Consider the following 20,214-nt stretch of genomic DNA (forward strand, 5'->3'; position numbering starts at 1 on the left):
CCCATTTCTTTCAGAGAATTATTACCCGCGGCATGAACCCGGACGGAACTTGGGATCGATGGTGCCGTTGCAGACCCAACGACCGATAACCGAACCGGCAGTGGGAACAGTCGTTCCAGTGGCGCCTACGTACGGCGTCAAGGTAATGGTTCCGGTAACGCCCGGAATATTCTGAGCCGTGACGGTAACCACGCCGGCATTGCTGGTTGCCACACTGGCCACGTACTGGGAAGTGGCAGAAGTCGATTCGCACCCCCATGCACCTGCGTTCGGCAATGAGGTGCCTGTGGCCGATTGCACGACTTCGCTAATCGTCGTGCGGCACGCCGACGCAGCCAAAATCAGCTCCGTCACCTTTGCGCGCTTGGTGTAATCCTGATACGCCGGCAGAGCCACAGCAGCCAAGATACCAATGATCGCCACAACGATCATCAATTCGATCAGGGTGAAACCCTTTTGCACATTGCGTGCGATAGAACGACGGTTCATTCATTAACTCCAGGTTGGTTTGTAGAGCCCGGGAACCAGCCCGGAGCGGGGTAACTTCCGCAGCATCCGTGCCACCCGGTTTCCCCACCCTGCAGCCCTCGATCAGGCCGTCTTTGGTCACAAGATGGTTACATGATGTGACACAACTCGCACTCAGATGCCAATTGTGTCGACAAATTTGTCATGCCCGACCGGGCCCTGTCAGAAGGTCAGCACTCCATCCGCCTTGAGCCAACGGATGTCCCGCTGCGCCAACCCAGCCACCTCCCGCCCCGCCAGCATCTCGATCTGGCTCATGATTTCCTCGGTCTCGGCCGGCTTGGTGTGGGTGATGTAGATCGGGTACTGCTTGCCCGGATCGATATGCGCCAGCTCGTGCGCCAGCGCCACCGGCGACAGGTGCAGGCTGCGTTCGGCCAAAGCCTCCTCGCGGGAGCTGAAGGCCGTCTCGATGACCAGCATCGCCACGTCGATCGCGTTGATGCGCTCCCAGAAGGGCGGGTTGCGTTCGGTGTCGCCGCTGAAGACCCAGTGGGCGCCACCTTCGGCCCGGCGGATGGCGAAGCCGCAGGCCGGCACGGTGTGGACGGCCGGCAGCACTTCGATCAGCTTGGGGGCGTCGCTGCCCAGTTCGAGGCGTTGCCCGACCGCGATCTCGTGAAAGCTCACGAACGGCGATTCGGGGCTGGGAATGCGTTCGAAATTCGGCCAGATGACGTTGTTGAACACATGCGCCCGCAGCGCGTCGATGGTGGCGGCCAGGGCATGCACGCGCAGCGGCCGGGCGCGGCGGCTGCCGACGGCGTCGAGCATCAGGGGCAGGGCGGCGATGTGGTCGAGGTGCGAGTGGGTGAGCACCACGTCGTCGATGGCGGCCATCTCGTCGAGGGTGAGGTCGCCGACACCCGTGCCGGCGTCCACGAGCAGGTCCGCATCGACCAGGAACGAGGTGGTGCGGCAGTCCTTGGCGATGGCGCCCGAGCAACCCAGCACGCGAACCTGCATTGTGGAAGACCCCTTGTATGCGTCTGTCGTCATTTGGTGTCGAACCGGGTGGCGCCGTCCCAGTCCGGGTCCTGCGGGCGAAGCGCCATCGAGGCTAAACGCTGGGCGTAGAGCTGGTAAAGGACTTTTTTCGCATCCGCGGCGAGCAGGGGAGCCAGCAAGTTCCGGCCCAGCGCCCAATCCTGGCGGCGGTAGGCGGCGAGCACCTGGCTCCAGCGGTCGAGTTGCTGCCGTGTCGGGTCCTGCGCCTCGGCATCGGCCTGCGGCGCGAGCGGGGTGTAGATGGCCACAGCCTGGGCCTTGCCCTTGACGCGCACGCTGTCGAGTTCCTGCCAGACGAACCCGGGCGCCGCCTCGCGGGTGGCGCCGCTGGCCACGATCTCGACCCCGTAGTGTCCGCTCAGGCCCTCGAGCCGGGACGCGAGATTGACCGCGTCGCCGACCACGGTATAGCTACGCCTTGCGGTCGAGCCCATGTCGCCGACGCTCATGAGGCCGCTGTTCAGGCCGATGCCCGCGCTGATCTCGGGGCGGCCGTTGGCACGGTGCTGGCGGTTGATGTCGTGCACGGCGGCGGCCATGTCGATAGCCGCCTGCACGGCAAGCGCGGCATGGCCGGGCGTGTCGATGGGCGCGCCCCAGAAGGCCATGACGCAGTCGCCCATGTATTTGTCGACGGTGCCGCGGTGTGCACTGATCACCTCGGTGAGCCGGCTGAAGACGGTGTTCAGGAAGGCCTGCAGCTCGGCCGGCGCCATCTGCTCGGACAGCCGGGTGAAGTCGCGCATGTCGCAGAACATCACGGTCATTTCCTTGCTCTCGGCGCGCATGCTGTAGCGGCCGGGGCGCACGAGCATTTCGTCGACCAGTTGCGGTGGCACGTAGGTGCCGAAAAGCCGCACCAGCCCGCGCCGCGCACGCGATTCGACGAAGTAGCCCCAGCTCATGTTGAGCGCGAAGGCCAGCGCCACCATAACGAGCGCCGACGCCAGCGGGAGCACGAGGCTGTGGCCGACGTAGAGCCAGGTGTTGAGGCCGACCAGCGCGGCGACCACGCCCGCGCCGAGCAGCACGGCGCGCGACGCGGACAGCAGCGACAGCCCGAACGCGAGCAGCAACCCCGCCGCCAGCACGGTCAGCACTTCATAACCCGGCGCGTAGTCGGGCACGGCCAGCAGGCGCCGGTCGAGCAAGCCCGAGACGATGTTGGCGTGCACTTCGACGCCCGGGAACGCCGCGCCGACCGGGGTGGCGCGCAGGTCCTGCAGGCCGGGCGCGGTGGCGCCGAGCAGCACGATCTTGTCCTTGAGTTCGCCCGGCGCCAGCCGGCCATCGAGCACGTCGGCGGCGGCCACGTAGCGGAACGACCCTGCGCGCGGCCCGCCGGGGCCGCGGAACGGCACCTGCAGGCTGGCACTCTGGTCGACCGGGATGCGCAGCGACCCCAGCACCAGCGCCTGCAGGCGCGGAAAGTTGCCGTCGCCGGCCACGAGCGCCGGCCGCACGGGCGGCGAGCCGTTCGCCAGCCGGTACACCGCCAGCGCCAGCGACTCGTAGTGCCCGGGCGACGCATGCTCGCCTTCGTAGCGGGCAATGAGCGGCACGCTGCGAATCACGCCGTCGTCGCTGCCGTCACCAACCAGGGTGTTCAGGAACCCCGCGACCGGCGCCGCGCGCCCCAGCACCGGCAGGCTGGCGCCGAAGCCGTTCCAGAGCGTGACGAAGGAAGCATGGGGCGGAAAGGCGTCGGGCGGCAGCACGGGCGTCGCCGGCAGCAGCCCCTTGGCGCTGGGCTGTTCGGTGCGGGTGAAGTAGTAGCCCAGCGCCACGGGCTGGCCGCGCAGGGCCTGGGCCAGTGTGGCGTCGTGGTCGAGGGTCGGCGCGAGCTGATCGATTTCGGCAGCGAGGCCCGGCACGCCGCTCAATGGCCCGGCTGCGATCTCCTTCAGGCGCCCGAGGCCGGAGCTGCGATCGGGCTCGAGAAACATCACGTCGAAGCCGAGCACAGCCACGTGTTGGCGGGCCAGCAGTTCCGTCGTGAGGTTGGCAATCTTGTCGCGCGGCCAGGGCCACTGGCCCTCGCGCGCCAGGCTGGCGTCGTCGACATCGACGATCACGACCCGCGTGTCGGGCGTGCCCGGCATGGTGGCGCGCAGGCGGGCGTCGTAGATCAGGTGGTCCAGGTGCTCGATCACGCCCAGCCGCCAGGCGCCGGTGGCATGGAGCAGCGCCAGCACCACCGGTAGCAGCGTGATGGCGATGCGCGGCCAGTGCCGCCGCAATGCGCTCATTGACGTACCTCCGTGCTTCGCACTGCGGTGCGAGCTTGCTTGGGGCGGCCCGGCGCTGCGCTCATGGCCGATCAGCCTTGGACAACGGATGCCTGCCGGCGAGAAAACGGGGAGCGGAGCAGGGCGTCCGGGCCGGCTCAGACCCGGACGAACTGCATGCGCGAGGCGCCGCCGAGTTCGAGCACGTCGCCCTCCTGCAGCGCGACGGCCTCGGCGCCCAGCGGGGCGCCGTTGAGCGTGACGCTGCCGACGACGGTGGCCGCCACGTAGCCCTGGCGGCGGCGGGTGACGACGGCCACGGCGACGCCGGGCTTGCCGATGGTGGTGACCACCTTCTGCAGCGGGACGTCCTGGCCTTCGTTGGCGCCCGAGAGCACGCGCAGCACGGGCACGCCCAGCTCGACCAGCGCGCCCGATTCGGTGGGTGCCGACGAGAGCGGCATCGGCGCCGAATACTCGGAGAGCGAGGCCCGCACGGAGCCGGGGCCGGCCATGAGGTTGCTGTGCGAGCGGAAATGGATGCGGCAGCCGCCGACCTCGATGACGTCGTTGTCCTGGAGCGCCTGCTTCTGGACGGCCAGCGCATTGACGTAGGTGCCGTTGGTGCTGTTGAGATCTTCAATTTCGACTTCGCCGCCGCTCATGTGCAGCACGGCATGCTCGCCGCTGACGGCGAGATTGTCGATCACGATGTCGTTGTAGGCGCGCCGGCCCAACGTCGTGCGGTTCTTGGCGAGCGCCACTTGGCCGATGACGACGCCATCGACCGAAATGATCATCTTCGGCATGGCCGATTACTCCCCGTTTGCAAAGATCCAGCACCGTCAGGCGGCGCAAACGGTCCGCCGCCTGGGTTGGCTGCTACATGGCCCCGCGGGTCGCTTCGCTGACGCCCGCCTTGGCCAGAACAACTGAAATGTTATCCCGTCCGCCATTGTCGTTTGAAATTGCAACCAAAAGTGAAGCCATCTCCTTCAGCCCCAGATCACGGCTCAAAAGCGTGAAAAGCTGCGCATCCGGCACCATCTCGCTGAGCCCGTCGGAGCACAGCATGTACAGGTCGCCCGGCCTGGCGCTGTGCTCGTGCATCTCCAGCAACACCTGGGCTTCCACGCCCACGGCCCGCGTCACGAGGTTGCGGGTGGGGGAGTTCAGGGCCTCTTCGGGCGTGATGGCGCCCGCGTCAAGCTGCTGCTGGCGCAGCGAATGGTCGCGCGTGAGCTGCTCCAGCTTGTTGTTGCGCAGGCGGTAGCAGCGCGAATCGCCGATGTGGCCGACCACCACGCGCTGGGGGCGGAACGCCGCCAGCACCAGGGTCGTGCCCATGCCTCGCAGTTCTTCGTGGGTGATGCCCGCCTGGAGGATGGCGCCGTTGGCCTCGTCGGTGGCCGCCTGCAGCGCACGCCGGACCACGCGGGCGGGCGCCTGCATGCCGGCCTGGGCGAACCAGCGGCCGAAGCTCGCGTGCATCAGCGAAATGGCCATGGCACTGGCCACCTCGCCGCCCTTGTAGCCGCCCATGCCGTCGGCCAGCAGCGCCAGACCGAGGGCCGGGTCGACGTGCACAGCGTCTTCGTTGTGAGCGCGCAGGCGCCCGACATCGGTCAGCGCCGCAAACTCCCAGCTCAGCGCCGGTCGACTGGAGAAAAGGGAAACGCCAACACCTGCCATCGTTTGTCAGCGCTCGCTTTTTGAAGGGATCAGTGCGCAGCAGCGCGTGCGCGCCGTTGCAGGAAGCGGCCCAGGGCCACGACGAGCACCGCGCCGGCGATCGCGCCCACGTAGTGCATCCAGGGGTTGGCCGCCAGCGCCTCGTGCAGCGACACGTCGCTCACGATGGTCTCGCCGCCGACCCAGCCGATCAGCGCGGCACCCAGCATGACGATGATCGGGAAGCGTTCCATGAGCTTGATCATGAGCGTGCTGCCGAAAATCACCAAGGGGATGCTGATGGCCAAACCCAACACCAGCAGCACCATGCTGCCTTGCGCGGCGGCCGCCACGGCGATCACGTTGTCCAGGCTCATCACCAGGTCGGCCAGCAGGATGGTCCGCACGGCCGCGAACATGCTGCCGTACTCCTGGGAATCGCCGTCGCCTTCGTCTTCCTCGCTGAGCAGCTGCAGGCCGATCCACAGCAGCAGGGCGCCGCCGATGATCTGCAGGTAGGGCAGCGCCAACAGCTTGGCCGCCACCACCGTCAGCACGATGCGCAGCACGACGGCCGCGCCCGAGCCGAACAGCACGGCCTTTTTCTGTTGCGCGGGCGGCAGCGATCGCGCCGCCATGGCGATCACGACGGCGTTGTCGCCCGAGAGGATGATGTTGATCCAGACGATCTTGATCAGACCGATCCAGAAGTCCGTGCTTTGAAGAAGTTCCATGTCTCTGATTCCACTGTGTTGTAGTTAAAAAAGCGCCCGCAACTCAATGCGGGCGCTTTTTCATTTCTGCGTGGTAATGCGAGCGGCGGGAATGCCGCCAGCGGTGGGTGTGCTTTTTACAGCTTGCCCTTGAGCAGCTTGGCCAGCTCCGAGAAGTTGCGCGTCACGGTGAAGCCGCACTCTTCCATGATGGCGAGCTTGGCTTCGGCCGTGTCGGCACCGCCCGAGATCAGCGCGCCGGCGTGGCCCATGCGCTTGCCGGGAGGGGCGGTGACACCGGCGATGAAGCCGACGACCGGCTTCTTCATGTTGTCCTTGCACCAGCGGGCTGCGTCAGCCTCGTCGGGGCCGCCGATTTCGCCGATCATGATGACGGCGTCGGTGTCCGGGTCATCATTGAAGGCCTTCATCACGTCGATGTGCTTCAGGCCGTTGATCGGGTCGCCGCCGATGCCGACTGCCGACGATTGGCCCAGGCCGATTTCCGTCAGTTGAGCCACGGCTTCGTACGTCAGCGTGCCCGAACGCGAGACCACGCCGATGCGGCCCTTGCGGTGGATGTGGCCGGGCATGATGCCGATCTTGATCTCGTCGGGCGTGATCAGGCCGGGGCAGTTCGGGCCCAACAGCAGGGTCTTCTTGCCGCCGGCCGCTTCCTTGGCCTTCATCTTGTTGCGCACTTCGAGCATGTCGCGAACCGGAATGCCTTCGGTGATGCAGATCGCCATGTCCAGGTCGGCTTCGACAGCTTCCCAGATGGCGGCCGCGGCGCCTGCCGGCGGCACGTAGATCACCGACACGGTGGCGCCGGTCTGCGTGGCGGCTTCCTTCACCGAACCGAAGATCGGGATGTTGAAGATCGACTCGCCGGCCTTCTTCGGGTTCACGCCCGCCACAAAGGCGTTCTTGCCGTTCGCGTATTCCTGGCACTTCTCGGTGTGGAACTGGCCGGTCTTGCCGGTGATGCCTTGCGTGATGACTTTGGTGTCTTTGTTGATGTAGATCGACATGACTTGTTCCTTAGGCCTTCTTGACTGCTGCCACGACCTTCTGGGCCGCGTCCGCCATGGTGTCGGCGCTGATGATCGGCAGGCCCGACTCGGCCAGCAGCTTCTTGCCTTCGACTTCGTTGGTGCCCTTCATGCGCACGACCAGCGGCACTTGCAGGTTCACGGCCTTGCAGGCTGCGATCACGCCGGTGGCGATGGTGTCGCACTTCATGATGCCGCCGAAGATGTTCACGAGGATGGCTTCCACGTTCTTGTTCTTCAGCATGATCTTGAAGGCTTCCGTGACCTTCTCGGGGGTGGCACCGCCGCCCACGTCCAGGAAGTTGGCCGGCTCGCCGCCGAACAGCTTGATGGTGTCCATGGTGGCCATGGCCAGGCCGGCGCCGTTCACCAGGCAGCCGATGTTGCCGTCCAGCGAGATGTAGGCGAGGTCGAACTTCGAGGCTTCGACTTCGGCCGCGTCTTCTTCGTCCAGGTCGCGCAGGGCCACGATTTCGGGGTGGCGGAACAGCGCGTTGCTGTCGAAGTTGAACTTGGCGTCCAGGGCGACGACGTTGCCCTTGCTGTCACGGTTGAGCGGGTTGATCTCGACCAGCGAGGCGTCCGTCTCCATGTAGCAGGTGTAGAGCTTCTTCAGGATGTCGACCGTCTGGGCGGTCGAGTCGGCCGGCATGCCGATGCCGTCGGCGATTTCCTTGGCTTGCGCGTCGGTCAGGCCGTCCTTGGGGTCGGCGTAGACCGTGATGATCTTCTCGGGGGTGGAATGGGCCACTTCCTCGATGTCCATGCCGCCTTCGCTCGAAGCGATGAACGCCACCTTCTGGGTGGCGCGGTCGGTCACGGCCGAAATGTAGTATTCCTTGTTGATGTCGGCGCCGTCTTCGATGTAGAGGCGACGCACCTTCTGGCCTTCAGGGCCGGTCTGGTGGGTCTTGAGCTGCATGCCGAGGATCTCGCCAGCCAGCTTCTTGACGTCTTCGATCGACTTGGCGACCTTGACGCCGCCGCCCTTGCCGCGGCCACCCGCGTGGATCTGGGCCTTGACGACCCAGACCGGGCCTCCAAGCTTCTGGGCGGCCTCGACCGCCTCCTGAACCGTATAGGCCGGGATGCCGCGCGGCACCGGCACGCCGAACTTGGCAAGGATTTCCTTGCCTTGGTACTCGTGAATCTTCATGAGGGATGTCTCTCGGAAGGAGGAGGTTGAGAACGGGAGATCGGGAGTGAGACTGTTGTTTCTGCTCTGTTGTTCGCGGGCGACGGCAGCCTGACGGCTGGGGGCGGCGAACAACCGCGGACTGTATCATGGTGCGCCGCACCAATACTTGATGCGCGGTTGCGGTCAATACGTACTTTCTTCTAGCCACCCTACGCATACTCCGATATGGCCAAGGTTTTCATCGACGGCGAAGCCGGCACCACCGGCCTGCAAATTCGCGAGCGGCTGCAGACGATGCCGCAGATCGAGCTCGTGAGCATCGCGCCCGAGCTGCGCAAGGACGTGGCCGCCAAGCGCGAGCTGATGGCCGGCGTCGACCTCGTGGTGCTGTGCCTGCACGACGATGCGGCGCGCGAGTCGGTCGCGCTGATCGACCAGCTCCCGGGCAAGAAGCCCAAGATCATCGACGCCTCGACCGCCCACCGCATCGCGCCGGGCTGGGTCTTCGGCTTCCCCGAACTCGTCGAAGGCCATTGGCAGGCCGTGGCCAAGGCCGACCGCGTCGGCAACCCCGGCTGCTACGCCACGGGCGCCATCGCCATGGTGCGTCCGCTGGTCGACGCGGGCCTGCTGCCGGCCGATTTCCCGGTGTCGCTGCCTTCGGTGAGCGGCTATTCGGGCGGCGGCCGGACCATGATCGAGGACTACGAGGCCGGCAAGGCGCCGCTGTTCGAGACCTACGCGCTCGGCCTGAAGCACAAGCACATCCCTGAAATCATGACCTACACCGGCCTCACGCGCCGCCCGGTCTTCATTCCGTCGGTGGGCAACTTCAAGCAGGGCATGCTGGTGCAGTTGCCGCTGCACCTCGACCTGCTGCCCGGCAAGCCGAAGGCCGGCGACCTACAGGACGCCCTGGCCGCCCACTATGCCAAGAGCAACACACCCGAGCAGTTCGTGAAGGTGCTCCCGCCGACCGACGACGGCAAGCTCGACGCGCTGGCGCTCAACGACACCAACCAGCTCGAGATCCGCGTGTTCCCGAACGAGGACCACCGCCACGCCGTGGTGATCGCGCGCCTGGACAACCTGGGCAAGGGCGCCAGCGGCGCCGCGGTGCAGAACCTCAAGCTGATGCTGGCGCTCTGAGCCCCCGCTTCAAGCGCTGACAAGAAGGAAAGGCCGGCCCGCAAGGACCGGCCTTTTTTGCTTTCAGTCGACCCGCATCGTGCCCGTGTCGCGGTAGCGCACGTGCCACGAAAACGCCTCTTCCAGCCGGTGCGGCGTGTGGCCGCCGCAGGTCGCCACGGCGCGCGCGTGGTAGTCCTGCAGCATCGCGCGGTACGGCTCGGCCGCGCAGTTGGCGATGATCGCCGCCGCCCGCTCGCGCGGCGCCAGCCCGCGCAGGTCGGCCAGGCCCACTTCGGTGACCAGGATGTCGACGTCCTGCGGCGCATGGTCCACGTGCGACACCATCGGCACGATGCTCGACACCGCGCCCTGCTTGGCGACCGACTTGGTCGCGAAGATCGACAGGTAGGCGTTGCGCGCGAAGTCGCCCGAGCCGCCGATGCCGTTCATCATGTGCGTGCCCAGCACGTGCGTCGAATTGACGTTGCCGTAGATGTCGGCCTCCAGCGCCGTGTTCAGCGCGATGATGCCCAGCCGCCGGATGATCTCCGGGTGGTTGCTCACCTCCTGCGGCCGCAGCACCAGCCGGTCCTTGTAGCGCTCGAGGTCGCCGAACACCTGCCGCGCCTTTGCAGGCGACAGCGTGATCGACGAACCCGAGGCGAAGTCCAGCTTGCCGGCGTCGAACAGGTCGAAGGTCGAGTCCTGCAGCACCTCTGAATACATCGTGAGGTGCTCGAACGGCCCCGCGCCCAGCCCCGACATCACCGCGTTGGCCACCGTGCCGATGCCCGCCTGCAGCGGCAGCAGCCGCTCGGTGAGCCGGCCCTGCGCCACCTCGCGCTCGAAGAAGGCCACCAGGTGCGCCGCGGTGGCCGCGGTCTCGGCATCGGCCTGCAGCACGGTGGAGGTGCTGTCGGCCTTGTCGGTGATCACGATGCCCAGGATCTTCTCGGGCGGGATCTCGATGGCGCTGGTGCCGATGCGGTCGTGCGGCGCCACCAGCGGCATCGGCTCGCGCTGCGGGCGGTGCTTGGGAATGAAGATGTCGTGCAGCCCTTCGAGCGCGGTCGACTGCGAGGTGTTGATCTCGACGATCACCTTGTCGGCCAGGATCGCGAAGCTCGCGCTGTTGCCGATCGAGGTGCTCGGCACCAGCGCGCCGGTCTCGGTGATGGCCACCGCCTCGATGATCGCGATGTCGATCGGCGGGATCTGCCGCGTGCGCAGCATCTCGACGGTTTCCGACAGGTGGTGGTCGATGAACATCACCTCGCCGCGGTTGATCGCCTGGCGCAGCACGGTATCGACCTGGAACGGCATGCGCCGGCTGATGGCGCCGGCCTCGGTCAGCTGGCGGTCCACGTCGCCGCCGAGCGAGGCGCCGGTCATCAGCGTGATCTTCATCGGCGCGCGGCGCGCGCGGGCCGCGAGGGCCAGCGGCACGGCCTTGGCGTCGCCGGCGCGCGTGAACCCGCTCATGCCGACCACCATGCCGTCGCGGATCCATTCGGCGGCGGCTTCGGCGGTGGTGATCCTGCTGCGCAGGGCGGGCAGGCGGATGCGGTCTTCGTGCGGCATGGGGGACAAAACGTCTTTCTTTCGTCAGGCAGGAAAAAGAAAAGCCGGCACCGCGCGCGCGGCGGGTGTCAGCGCAGGAAGTAGTCGACCGGCACCAGCGGCGCCGGCGCCGGGGCGCCCACCGACTGGCACAGGTCGATCTCGAGCGTGCGGCACAGGGCCTCGAGCGGCAGGTCGTTCGACTCGGTGCCGAAGGGCTCCTCGATCTCGTCGCCGAGCGCGTCCAGGCCGAAGAAGGTGTAGGCCACGATCAGCACCACCACCGGCGTCATGAACCCGACCGAGTCCACCAGCCCGAAGGGCAGCAGGTAGCAGTACAGGTACGCCGTGCGGTGCAGCAGCAGCGTGTACGAAAAGGGAATGGGCGTGCTGAGGATGCGCTCGCACGATGCGGCTGCGGCACTCAGCGCCGACAGCGTGCCGTCGACACCCGCCGCCAGCGCCGGGTCGATGCGCCGCGCGCGCAGCGCTTCGCGCAGGTCGGCGCCCATGTGCATCAGCAGCGCATGCGGCCGGTTGGCGACCTGCGTCAGGCCCTGCCACTCCGCGTCGCGCAGGAAAGGCTTGGTGTCGCTGGCGGCATCGGTGCCGCGCAGTTGGTGGCGCAGCGCATGGGCAAACGCCGCGGCGCGCAGGGTCATGCGCACGCGCAGGTCGTCCAGGCGGCGGACGGTGTCGGCGCCGGCGTTCACCGGCGCATCGCCGTCGATGAGGCTCTGGCACTGGCGCGCCAGGTTGCGCGAACGCAGGATCACTTCGCCCCAGAGCTTGCGCGCTTCCCAGAAGCGGTCGTAGGCCGCGGTGTTGCGAAAGCCCAGGAAGATCGCCAGCGGCAAGCCGAGCAGCGCGAAGGGCACGGTGCCCAGCGGGATCTTGATGGAGCCGAAGCGCCCATGCAGCACCGTGACGACGATGGCCACGATCACGTTGAGCGTGAGCGCCGCAGCGATGCGCGGCAGGACGGAGCCCCGCCAGGACAGAAACAGCTTGAGCCCGGACGGGCGTTTCCGGACGATCATGAAAGCGGGGGGCAGGGGAGACAGGCAGGCATGGAGGCCGCGCACACCGCAAGGCCCGCGCGGGCGCTGATTGTCGCCGAGGCGTCAGCGCCGCAGCAGCTGCACGCCTCAAGACCAACGAAGACGGTCGGGCTCAGCGCACGAGCCACAGCCCCACGCCCAGCAGGACGGCCTGCGCCACCAGCGCGATGTAGAAGAGCTTGCGCGAGGGCGTCGACATCTCCTGCAGCACCTCGTGGATGCGGCGCGTGAGCAGGGCGCGCAACGCGGGGTCTTCGCCCGTTGCGGGCGTCGTCGCGCCGTGCGCGGCACGCTCCTGCTGCCACTCGGCCAGCATGTCGCTCAGGGGCAGGCGGCCCAGCACGAAGCCGACCACCGCGCGCACGGCCCGGCCTTCGCCGAGCACCGGCGCGAGCTGCTGGCACAGGGCGTCGGGTGAGAGCCAGTCGGCCACGCGCTGCAGGCCGCCGTGGGTGCGCGGCATGGCTTCGATGCGGCCCGCGATCGCGTCGCCCAGCCGCTGCGACACGGCCTCGCCGCGCGCCGCGACCAGGTGCTGCATCGCGCGGGCGCGGCCCCGCTGCACGCCGAGCAGGAAGTACACGCCGACGAACAGCGACAGCAGCACGGCCACCAGCAGCGGCGGCGACATGATCAGCGCCAGGATGGCGCCCGCGCCACCGGCGCGCGCCGCCGGGATGCCCGGGCCCTGCAGCTGGCTCAGGTAGTAGAAAAACACCCCGCCGCCGAGGAACAGGCCGATCAGCGCGCCCTTGATGGCCGAGCCGGCGAAGGCGAAGCCGGCCTTGGCGCCGGTGCGAACGAGAGATTGCGGGTGGGCGGGTGGCGACGACATGAAGGGTTCCTCCGGTTTTTCTGGAAAGCCGCCTCCTGCGAGGCCGGTCGCTGGCGATCATGCCACCGCCTTCCCGCACCATAATCGCGCCACACAACAACGAGGAGGATCGTCATGGGAACCGTCAAGTTTCAGAAACCGACCGGCGCATTCGTCGCCGCATCCTGGGCCGCGCTGATCATCGGCGCCATCGTGTACCTGCTCGGGCTGTGGAATGCCGCGATGCAGCTCAACGAGAAGGGCTACTACTTCACCATCCTCATGTACGGTCTGTTCTCGGCCGTGTCGCTGCAAAAGACGGTGCGCGACCGGCTCGAGGGCATCTCGGTCACCGGCATCTACTTCGGCCTGTGCTGGGTCTCGCTGCTGCTGTCGGTGGGCCTGCTGGCCGTGGGCCTGTTCAACGCCTCGCTGGCCGCGAGCGAGAAGGGCTTCTACGCCATGGCCTTCCTGCTGAGCCTGTTCGGCGCGGTGGCGGTGCAGAAGAACGTGCGCGACATCGCCGCGTACAAGGCCGAGAACCCGCTGGCCGACGACGTCACGGCCACCGAGTAAACCAGGCCGGGCTCAGCCCGCCTCGAGCAGGCGGCGCAGGGCCTGCAGGTCGCGCGCGATCCATCCGGCATCGCGTGCAAAGGCCGCATCGTCCATGTGCGGCTGGCGCAGCAGCGTGAACTGCAGCTCGCACACGCCAGGCGCCACGCCGATCACGCGAAACGGCAGGTAGACCTCGGGCACGCCTTCGGGCGCCACCCAGTGGTCGAGCACGCCCAGGTCGTTGGGCGGCGCAAAGCGCATGCGGGCCTCGCCGCTTTCGGGCGTGCGCACGATCCAGTGGTCGCCGTGCGGCACCAGCGCGCTCTTCGCGAGGCCGCTGGCCCAGTCGGGCAGCCGCTTCGGGTCGGACGCGAGCGCGTAGGCGTCGCGCCATTCGCACTGCACGCGCTGCGTGATGACGCGGGACAGGGCCGCGTCGCCTTCATTCGCCGTTGGGGTCGTCGCTTGTGTCATCGAAGTCGCTCCTGAGCACCTTGGACACGACGGCGCCCGAGAAACCGCGCGCCATCAGGAATCGCATCTGTTTCGCGCGCTCCTTCGCATCGGCGGGTGGCGCGTCGAAGCGGCGGCGCCACAGGGCCGTGGCGCGCTCGACTTCGGTCTCCTGCAAGCCGGCCACCGCCTGCGCGATGGCTTCGGGCGCGATGCCCTTGGCCTGCAGTTCCTGCTTCACGCGCAGCGCGCCCGAGCGAGCGGCACGCTGGTGCAGCACCGAGGCGACGACGCGCGGCTCGCTGATGAAGTCCTTGGCGGCCAGCTCGTCGAGCGCCTTCGCCAGCGTGCCGGGCTCTTCCTCGTGCCTGGCCAGCTTGCGCTCCAGCTCCGCGCGCGAATGCTCGCGCTGGCTCAGAAGGCGCAGGGCGCGGCCTTTGAGGGAGGGGGCGCTGAAGGCCATTCGGGGGTGGGTCGCTCAGACGGCCCACGCAACACGCGAAGGCCGCCCCGTCGAACTTACTCTGCCGCCTTGTCAGCCTTCGAGGCCTTGGCGGGCTTCTCGGCCTTCTCGGGTTCGCTGCCGGCATCGGCCGCGAGCAGCGGAATGCCCAGCGATTCGCGCACCTTGTTCTCGATTTCGCGCGACAGGTCGGGGTTCTCGCGCAGGAATTCGCGGGCGTTGTCACGGCCCTGGCCGATCTTCTCGCCGTTGTAGGCGTACCAGGCGCCCGACTTGTCGATGATCTTGGCGTTCACGCCCATGTCGATGATCTCGCCCTCGCGGCTGATGCCTTCGCCGAACAGGATGTCGAACTCGGCCGTCTTGAACGGCGGGCTGACCTTGTTCTTCACCACCTTCACCTTGGTTTCGTTGCCGATGGCTTCGTCGCCCTTCTTGATGGTGCCGATGCGGCGGATGTCCAGGCGCACCGAGGCGTAGAACTTCAGCGCGTTGCCGCCGGTGGTGGTTTCGGGCGAGCCGAACATCACGCCGATCTTCATGCGGATCTGGTTGATGAAGATGACCATGCAGTTGGTCTTCTTGATCGTGGCGGTGAGCTTGCGCAGCGCCTGGCTCATCAGGCGGGCCTGCAGGCCGGGCAGCGAGTCGCCCATTTCGCCTTCGATTTCGGCCTTGGGCGTGAGCGCGGCGACCGAGTCGACCACGATCAGGTCGACGGCGCCCGAGCGCACCAGCGAATCGACGATCTCGAGCGCCTGCTCGCCGGTGTCCGGCTGGCTGATCAGCAGGTCGGACAGGTTCACGCCGAGCTTCTGGGCGTACTGCACGTCGAGCGCGTGCTCGGCGTCGACGAAGGCGCAGGTGCCGGCCTGCTTCTGCATGGAGGCGATCACCTGCAGCGTGAGCGTGGTCTTGCCCGAGGATTCCGGGCCGTAGATTTCAACGACGCGGCCACGGGGCAGGCCGCCGACGCCCAGCGCGATGTCCAGGCCCAGCGAGCCGGTGGACACCACCTGGATGTCTTCGAGCGCCTCGCCTTCGCCCAGGCGCATGATCGTGCCCTTGCCGAACTGCTTTTCGATCTGGGCCAGCGCGGCCTGCAGGGCCTTGGCCTTTTCACTGTTGGCGACCGAGATGCTTGCGCCCTTGACGACTGCGTCCATGTGGAAATCTCCTTGAATATCAACGGTTTGTGTCGGGGTTCATCCATCTGCTTTTAACCACAGGCTGGATGCTTGAACAGTAGTGTAGGGGCTCATGGCGTTTCGCAAACCCACTTTAAAGTCAGTTTGCCTTACCATCTGAGGCCATGGCCGACCCCGCCTTTCCCACTGATCCCGACGCCTGGCGCCAGACCCACCTGGGCCGCCTGCTGGGCCATGCGATGCGCCGCTTCGACGAGCGTGTGCTGGCGCTCATGGCGCACGACATCGACGTGCCGCTGGCGCTGTCCAACCTGGCGGCGCGCGCGCAGGTGAGCGCGGCGCACATCCACATCACGCGGCACCTGGCGCGCGAGGGCTCGCGCCTGACCGAACTGGCCGAGCGCGCCGGCATGACCAAGCAGGCCATGGGCACGCTGGTCGACCAGTGCGAGGCCTGGGGGCTGGTCACGCGCGGGCCCGATCTGCTCGATGCGCGCGCGCGGCGCGTGCTGTTCACGGCCGACGGGCTGGCCTGGCTGGACGCCTTCCGCCGCGCCGTGACACAGACCGAGCGCGAGTTCCGCGCCAGCGTGGGCGACGAGATCGCCACCGTGGTAACCATCGGACTCGAAGCCTATACAGCGGGCTAGACTCGCGCTGAGACAAATGTGAACTGCGCCGGCATGGCGCCTGAATCCGCCGGAGGTGGCTCATGCGAATACTGATTGCCGAAGACGACCAGGTGCTGGCCGATGCCCTGCTGCGCAGCCTGCGCACCTCGGGCGCGGCGGTCGATCACGTGGCCAACGGCTCGCAGGCCGACACCGCGCTCATGACCCACAGCGAGTTCGACCTGCTGATCCTCGACCTCGGGCTGCCCAGCCTGCACGGCATCGAGATCCTCAAGCGCCTGCGCGCGCGCGGCTCGCAGCTGCCGGTGCTGGTGCTCACGGCGGCCGACAGCGTGGAAGAGCGCGTCAAGGGCCTGGACCACGGCGCCGACGACTACATGGCCAAGCCCTTCAGCCTGCAGGAACTCGAGGCGCGCGTGCGCGCCCTCACGCGACGCGGCATGGGCGCCACCAGCAACGCGATCCGCCACGGCCCGCTGGTCTACGACCAGGCCGGCCGGGTGGCGACCATCGACGGCAAGATGATCGAGCTGTCGGCGCGCGAACTCGGCCTGCTCGAGGTGTTGCTGCAGCGCGCCGGCCGGCTGGTCAGCAAGGACCAGCTGGTGGACCGGCTGTGCGAGTGGGGCGAAGAGGTGAGCATCAACGCCATCGAGGTCTACATCCACCGCCTGCGCAAGAAGATCGAGAAGGGACCGGTGCGCATCGCGACGGTGCGCGGGCTGGGCTACTGCCTCGAGAAGATTCCCGGTTGAGCGTGCCCCGCCCGCGCGAAATGCCGTCAGGGCTGCTTGCGCAGATTGACGAGCAGCGTGGCGCCGGTGTTCGAACGGATCAGGAACATGAGGCTGCGGAAGTAGCCATTGCTGTCGTACACGCCCGCCGGTACCAGCCCGATGATGGCTGGCCCGGCATAGCTGCCGGTGGCGGCGGGGGTGAGCTTGCAGTCGTTGGTGCTGGCCGTGGCGGCATTCACGGCCTTCAGCGTGAGGCTGTACATGTTCTTGGCCGAGCCGGGCTGCGCCAGGGCGACAGTGCCCGAGAGCGTGCACTGGCCGATCTGCACGCCGCTCGTGCTGCCAGTGAACACGCCCTGGCCATCGACCTGCACCGTCACGCCCAGGCTCGGGCTGCTGTCGGTGTTGGACCACGTGCCGGTCATGCTCGCCTGCGACACCGCCAGCGCGTTCTCGATCGTGTAGGCCAGCGGGCCGACATCGGACGGCCTGCGGTTGTCGTAGGCGTAGGTGCCATCCACCGACTTCTTCGGCGTGAAGGTGCCCGAGCCCGTCACCGGATATGCGTTGGGCGGAACATACAACTCGGTGTCCGGGTTGAACGACCAGTCGAGCCCCGTGACCTTCAGCGAACCCCACATCGTGCCCCCGAGGAAGCTGCCTGCCAACGAACCGTTGGTGCCGACGAAGGCAATGCCTCGCACGCCCGCGTAGATGCCTTCGCTGTCGTTGCCCACCGCGGCGGTGGAGCCGGGCTGCGGCGCACTCAGCGAGGGCGACGGCTCGGAGCCCGGCACAGCGGCACGGTTCTCGGCCGGTGCGGGCGCGGGCGCCGGGGCTGGGGAGGGCGCAGGGGCGGGCGCCGGAACCGGTGCGATCGGCAGCATCGGCATGCCACCGCCGCCTCCACCACCTCCACCGCCGCATGCGGTGACACCCACGCTGGCGGCCAACACGGTCGCGGCCATCCAGAGCGGCTTGGGGCAGCCGCCCACGGTCTTTTGCTTCATGATTTCTCCCTGATGTTTTTGAATTGCAGAAACTGCACGTCAAGGCTACAACCAGTCACACCTTGTCAATGAAACGTCACACCTGCGAATCGCAGTACTAGTTCACGCTCGCCCGCGTTCTTTCGTCTTGCCAGGAACTCCCTTGAAGCTCTTCCAGCGCGCCCAGCGCTCCCTGTTCGGCGAGATCCTCGACTGGATGCTCACGCCGCTGCTGCTGCTCGTGCCGGTGAGCATCGGCGTGACCTGGCTGGTGGCGCAGGGCATCGCCAACGCGCCCTTCGACCGCGCGCTGGAGCACAACGTGAAGGTGCTGGCCGAGCTGGTCACGGTGAAGCAGGGGCAGACGCAGTTCGTGCTGTCGCAGTCGGCGCGCGAGATCCTGCGTGCCGACGACGCGGGCCACATCTACTACCAGCTGCTCGACGGCCACGGCACGCTGCTGCACGGCGAGCGCGACCTGCCGCAGCCCAACGTGGACGACCCGCCCGGCACCAACGTGGTCCTGCTGCACAACAGCACGGTGCACGGCCAGCCGGTGCGCGTGGCCTCGCTGTGGATTCCCAGCGGCAGCGAAGAGGTGCCGCCGTCGCTGCTGCAGCTGGCCGAGACGCGCGAGAAGCAGGCGGTGCTCGCCACCGAGATCATCAAGGGCGTGCTGCTGCCGCAGTTCGCGATCCTGCCGCTGGCGGTGCTGCTGATCTGGCTGGCGCTGGTGCGCGGCATCAAGCCGCTGTCGGTGGTCGAGGCGCGCATCCGCGAGCGCCGCCCGGGCGACCTGAGCCCGCTCGACGAATCCTCGGTGCCGCTCGAGGTGGTGCCGCTGGTGTCGTCGGTGAACGAGCTGCTCGACAAGCTCAACGACTCCATCTTCACGCAGAAGCGCTTCCTGGCCGACGCCGCCCACCAGCTCAAGACGCCGCTCGCAGGCCTGCGCATGCAGGCCGACCTGGCGCAGCGCGAGGGCGCCAACGCCGACGAGCTCAAGCAGTCGCTCAAGCAGATCGGCCGCGCCAGCGTGCGCGCCACCCACACCGTGAACCAGTTGCTGTCGCTGGCGCGCGCCGAGGGCACCAGCGCCATGACGCACTGCCAGCCCTGCGACCTCGCGCGGCTGACCATCGAGGTGGTGCGCGAGGCCGTGCCGCGCGCCATCGAAAAGCGCATCGACCTCGGTTACGACGGCGTCCAGGCCGGCGCGCCCGGCGTGATGGTCGACGGCAACCCGACGCTGCTCAAGGAGCTGGTGCGCAACCTGGTCGACAACGCGCTCAACTACACGCCCTCGACGCCCGAGCGCCCCGGCGTGGTCACGGCGCGCGTGCTGGCCGACCCCTTCGGCCACGTGCAGCTGGTGCAGGTGGAAGACAACGGCCCCGGCATCGCCGAGGCCGACCGCGAGCTGGTGTTCGAGCCCTTCTACCGCGTGCTCGGCAACGAGGCCGACGGCTCCGGGCTGGGCCTGCCGATCGTGCGCGAGATCGCCAACCAGCACCGCGCGCGGGTCAAGCTCGAAGACGCGCACCCCGGCAAGCACCCGCCGGGCGCGCTCTTCACCGTGCGCTTCGAGGAGGCCCCGTCCGAATGAATCCGCTCGACACGCTGCGCCAACGCTTCCTGGAAATCCGCATCGACACCGACGTGTCCGACATGTTCGACTTCGGCGCCGATCTGCTCGAGTTGCAATCGCCCGAAGCGCTCGCCTTCCACTACACGCTGCTGCACGACACCGGCATGGACAGCGAGCTCTACGACTGGCTCTGCCGCAAGTTCGGCGAGCGCGGCGACGAAGCCGAAGACCACCTGCTCGCGCAGTTCGACCGCGAGCCCGACCCTGCGATGCAGGCCACGGTGCTGCAGCTGCTCGGCGGCTTCAAGTACCGCAAGGGCCGGCGCCTGAAAGAGACCGCGGCCCTCGCGCGCGCCGCGCTCGCGTCGCCGAACGACGAGCTGCGCTGCAAGGGGCTGTGGGTGATCGGCTGGCTCGGCGGCACGACCGACATCGCCAAGGTCGTGCCGCTGCTCGCGCACGACGCCGTCGCCGCAAACCGCCGATGGGCCGCGAGCGCGCTGATGCAGATCGTGTTCAACCGCCGCAGCGCTGCGCCCAAGGCGCTCGAGCCCTTGCGCCAGGCGCTCGACACCGAGACCGATCCGGCCGTGCTGGGCGGCATCCTGGTCGCGGTGCAGGAAATCGCGGGCAAGAAGTTCGGCCTGAGCTCCAGCTCGCACGAACCGCCGTCCGAAGAAAAGCTGCAGGCCGCATTGGCCAAGGCGCGGCGCATGTTCGCGCGCGCTGCTGCGGCCTGATC

21 protein-coding genes are annotated in these 20,214 nt (G+C 67.7%); 6 read left to right on the forward strand and 15 right to left on the reverse strand.

Features of this window, described 5'->3' with window-relative positions:
* Positions 1–21 precede the first annotated feature (21 nt).
* From AC07O4_RS08800 to sucC, 8 genes are all read right to left on the reverse strand, one after another.
* The gene (locus AC07O4_RS08800) at positions 22–489 is read right to left on the reverse strand and encodes a pilin (protein ID WP_492743493.1); all 468 of its coding nucleotides are present in this window, start codon (positions 487–489) and stop codon (positions 22–24) included.
* Between the two features lie 201 nt (positions 490–690).
* Positions 691–1,494: a 3',5'-cyclic-nucleotide phosphodiesterase gene (locus tag AC07O4_RS08805; RefSeq protein ID WP_492743531.1), complete on the reverse strand. Its 804-nt coding sequence runs from the start codon at positions 1,492–1,494 to the stop codon at positions 691–693.
* A gap of 29 nt (positions 1,495–1,523) precedes the next feature.
* Positions 1,524–3,785 carry a CHASE2 domain-containing protein gene (locus AC07O4_RS08810; protein WP_495304312.1) on the reverse strand — a complete coding sequence of 754 codons (2,262 nt, stop codon included), beginning with the start codon at positions 3,783–3,785 and terminating at the stop codon, positions 1,524–1,526.
* 137 nt (positions 3,786–3,922) lie between these two features.
* Positions 3,923–4,573, reverse strand: coding sequence for an FHA domain-containing protein (locus AC07O4_RS08815; protein ID WP_495304313.1), 651 nt, complete (start codon positions 4,571–4,573; stop codon positions 3,923–3,925).
* A gap of 73 nt (positions 4,574–4,646) precedes the next feature.
* Positions 4,647–5,456: a Stp1/IreP family PP2C-type Ser/Thr phosphatase gene (locus AC07O4_RS08820; protein WP_070063289.1), complete on the reverse strand. Its 810-nt coding sequence runs from the start codon at positions 5,454–5,456 to the stop codon at positions 4,647–4,649.
* Positions 5,457–5,485: 29 nt separating this feature from the next.
* Positions 5,486–6,169 (reverse strand): TerC family protein, encoded by a 684-nt coding sequence (locus AC07O4_RS08825; RefSeq protein WP_492687065.1) that lies wholly within the window; start codon positions 6,167–6,169, stop codon positions 5,486–5,488.
* Between the two features lie 116 nt (positions 6,170–6,285).
* Positions 6,286–7,179: a succinate--CoA ligase subunit alpha gene (gene sucD, locus AC07O4_RS08830; protein WP_056575184.1), complete on the reverse strand. Its 894-nt coding sequence runs from the start codon at positions 7,177–7,179 to the stop codon at positions 6,286–6,288.
* 10 nt (positions 7,180–7,189) lie between these two features.
* Positions 7,190–8,356, reverse strand: a complete 1,167-nt coding sequence (gene sucC, locus AC07O4_RS08835) for an ADP-forming succinate--CoA ligase subunit beta (RefSeq protein WP_062475330.1) — start codon at positions 8,354–8,356, stop codon at positions 7,190–7,192.
* A 207-nt stretch (positions 8,357–8,563) separates the two neighbouring features.
* On the opposite strand from sucC, the gene argC reads away from it, so the two are divergent.
* Positions 8,564–9,487: an N-acetyl-gamma-glutamyl-phosphate reductase gene (gene argC / locus AC07O4_RS08840; RefSeq protein ID WP_495304314.1), complete on the forward strand. Its 924-nt coding sequence runs from the start codon at positions 8,564–8,566 to the stop codon at positions 9,485–9,487.
* Positions 9,488–9,550: 63 nt separating this feature from the next.
* Here argC and scpC read toward each other — a convergent pair whose 3' ends face one another.
* The 3 genes from scpC to AC07O4_RS08855 form a co-directional block, all read right to left on the reverse strand.
* Positions 9,551–11,050, reverse strand: a complete 1,500-nt coding sequence (scpC, locus tag AC07O4_RS08845) for a succinyl-CoA:acetate CoA-transferase ScpC (RefSeq protein ID WP_495304315.1) — start codon at positions 11,048–11,050, stop codon at positions 9,551–9,553.
* 68 nt (positions 11,051–11,118) lie between these two features.
* Positions 11,119–12,069, reverse strand: coding sequence for a bestrophin family protein (locus AC07O4_RS08850; RefSeq protein ID WP_495304316.1), 951 nt, complete (start codon positions 12,067–12,069; stop codon positions 11,119–11,121).
* A 133-nt stretch (positions 12,070–12,202) separates the two neighbouring features.
* Entirely contained in the window at positions 12,203–12,925 is a 723-nt protein-coding gene (locus AC07O4_RS08855; RefSeq protein WP_495304317.1) for a hypothetical protein, read from the reverse strand.
* A gap of 114 nt (positions 12,926–13,039) precedes the next feature.
* Between AC07O4_RS08855 and yiaA the strand changes: the two genes are divergently transcribed.
* Positions 13,040–13,480 carry an inner membrane protein YiaA gene (yiaA, locus tag AC07O4_RS08860; protein WP_062482786.1) on the forward strand — a complete coding sequence of 147 codons (441 nt, stop codon included), beginning with the start codon at positions 13,040–13,042 and terminating at the stop codon, positions 13,478–13,480.
* Between the two features lie 12 nt (positions 13,481–13,492).
* Here the strand turns inward: yiaA and AC07O4_RS08865 are convergent, their stop codons facing one another.
* From AC07O4_RS08865 to recA, 3 genes are read right to left on the reverse strand one after another with little or no spacing between them, the layout of a single operon-like run.
* The gene (locus tag AC07O4_RS08865) at positions 13,493–13,936 is read right to left on the reverse strand and encodes a polyketide cyclase (protein ID WP_095950434.1); all 444 of its coding nucleotides are present in this window, start codon (positions 13,934–13,936) and stop codon (positions 13,493–13,495) included.
* Entirely contained in the window at positions 13,905–14,378 is a 474-nt protein-coding gene (gene recX, locus AC07O4_RS08870; protein ID WP_095950433.1) for a recombination regulator RecX, read from the reverse strand. Before recX ends, AC07O4_RS08865 begins: the two co-directional genes overlap by 32 nt.
* A gap of 56 nt (positions 14,379–14,434) precedes the next feature.
* Positions 14,435–15,544 (reverse strand): recombinase RecA, encoded by a 1,110-nt coding sequence (gene recA / locus AC07O4_RS08875; RefSeq protein ID WP_062482792.1) that lies wholly within the window; start codon positions 15,542–15,544, stop codon positions 14,435–14,437.
* 146 nt (positions 15,545–15,690) lie between these two features.
* Between recA and AC07O4_RS08880 the strand changes: the two genes are divergently transcribed.
* A complete protein-coding gene (locus tag AC07O4_RS08880; RefSeq protein WP_495304318.1) occupies positions 15,691–16,176 on the forward strand; it encodes a MarR family winged helix-turn-helix transcriptional regulator in 486 nt (161 codons plus the stop codon).
* Between the two features lie 62 nt (positions 16,177–16,238).
* Complete coding sequence (locus tag AC07O4_RS08885) at positions 16,239–16,913, forward strand: response regulator transcription factor (RefSeq protein ID WP_056575150.1); 675 nt, start codon at positions 16,239–16,241, stop codon at positions 16,911–16,913.
* Between the two features lie 26 nt (positions 16,914–16,939).
* Here the strand turns inward: AC07O4_RS08885 and AC07O4_RS08890 are convergent, their stop codons facing one another.
* Complete coding sequence (locus tag AC07O4_RS08890) at positions 16,940–17,905, reverse strand: hypothetical protein (RefSeq protein ID WP_487847660.1); 966 nt, start codon at positions 17,903–17,905, stop codon at positions 16,940–16,942.
* A 142-nt stretch (positions 17,906–18,047) separates the two neighbouring features.
* Between AC07O4_RS08890 and AC07O4_RS08895 the strand changes: the two genes are divergently transcribed.
* Together AC07O4_RS08895 and AC07O4_RS08900 are read left to right on the forward strand one after the other, a co-directional pair.
* The gene (locus AC07O4_RS08895) at positions 18,048–19,490 is read left to right on the forward strand and encodes a sensor histidine kinase (RefSeq protein ID WP_495304319.1); all 1,443 of its coding nucleotides are present in this window, start codon (positions 18,048–18,050) and stop codon (positions 19,488–19,490) included.
* Positions 19,487–20,212, forward strand: coding sequence for a HEAT repeat domain-containing protein (locus tag AC07O4_RS08900; protein ID WP_495304320.1), 726 nt, complete (start codon positions 19,487–19,489; stop codon positions 20,210–20,212). The genes AC07O4_RS08895 and AC07O4_RS08900 overlap by 4 nt, the downstream gene beginning before the upstream one ends.
* Positions 20,213–20,214 lie beyond the last annotated feature (2 nt).

Source organism: Variovorax sp. GW821-FHT09D04 (genome assembly GCF_059416405.1).

Bases quoted from the DNA above. Each gene is read 5' to 3' on its own strand.
- AC07O4_RS08885 (WP_056575150.1), top strand. From the start codon at position 16,239: ATGCGAATACTGATTGCCGAAGACGACCAGGTGCTGGCCGATGCCCTG.
- AC07O4_RS08810 (WP_495304312.1), bottom strand. From the start codon at position 3,785: ATGAGCGCATTGCGGCGGCACTGGCCGCGCATCGCCATCACGCTGCTA.
- AC07O4_RS08850 (WP_495304316.1), bottom strand. From the start codon at position 12,069: ATGATCGTCCGGAAACGCCCGTCCGGGCTCAAGCTGTTTCTGTCCTGG.
- sucD (WP_056575184.1), bottom strand. From the start codon at position 7,179: ATGTCGATCTACATCAACAAAGACACCAAAGTCATCACGCAAGGCATC.
- AC07O4_RS08805 (WP_492743531.1), bottom strand. From the start codon at position 1,494: ATGCAGGTTCGCGTGCTGGGTTGCTCGGGCGCCATCGCCAAGGACTGC.
- argC (WP_495304314.1), top strand. From the start codon at position 8,564: ATGGCCAAGGTTTTCATCGACGGCGAAGCCGGCACCACCGGCCTGCAA.
- AC07O4_RS08890 (WP_487847660.1), bottom strand. From the start codon at position 17,905: ATGAAGCAAAAGACCGTGGGCGGCTGCCCCAAGCCGCTCTGGATGGCC.
- AC07O4_RS08900 (WP_495304320.1), top strand. From the start codon at position 19,487: ATGAATCCGCTCGACACGCTGCGCCAACGCTTCCTGGAAATCCGCATC.
- yiaA (WP_062482786.1), top strand. From the start codon at position 13,040: ATGGGAACCGTCAAGTTTCAGAAACCGACCGGCGCATTCGTCGCCGCA.
- AC07O4_RS08855 (WP_495304317.1), bottom strand. From the start codon at position 12,925: ATGTCGTCGCCACCCGCCCACCCGCAATCTCTCGTTCGCACCGGCGCC.
- AC07O4_RS08800 (WP_492743493.1), bottom strand. From the start codon at position 489: ATGAACCGTCGTTCTATCGCACGCAATGTGCAAAAGGGTTTCACCCTG.
- AC07O4_RS08815 (WP_495304313.1), bottom strand. From the start codon at position 4,573: ATGCCGAAGATGATCATTTCGGTCGATGGCGTCGTCATCGGCCAAGTG.
- sucC (WP_062475330.1), bottom strand. From the start codon at position 8,356: ATGAAGATTCACGAGTACCAAGGCAAGGAAATCCTTGCCAAGTTCGGC.
- AC07O4_RS08820 (WP_070063289.1), bottom strand. From the start codon at position 5,456: ATGGCAGGTGTTGGCGTTTCCCTTTTCTCCAGTCGACCGGCGCTGAGC.
- AC07O4_RS08825 (WP_492687065.1), bottom strand. From the start codon at position 6,169: ATGGAACTTCTTCAAAGCACGGACTTCTGGATCGGTCTGATCAAGATC.
- AC07O4_RS08880 (WP_495304318.1), top strand. From the start codon at position 15,691: ATGGCCGACCCCGCCTTTCCCACTGATCCCGACGCCTGGCGCCAGACC.
- recX (WP_095950433.1), bottom strand. From the start codon at position 14,378: ATGGCCTTCAGCGCCCCCTCCCTCAAAGGCCGCGCCCTGCGCCTTCTG.
- recA (WP_062482792.1), bottom strand. From the start codon at position 15,544: ATGGACGCAGTCGTCAAGGGCGCAAGCATCTCGGTCGCCAACAGTGAA.
- scpC (WP_495304315.1), bottom strand. From the start codon at position 11,050: ATGCCGCACGAAGACCGCATCCGCCTGCCCGCCCTGCGCAGCAGGATC.
- AC07O4_RS08865 (WP_095950434.1), bottom strand. From the start codon at position 13,936: ATGACACAAGCGACGACCCCAACGGCGAATGAAGGCGACGCGGCCCTG.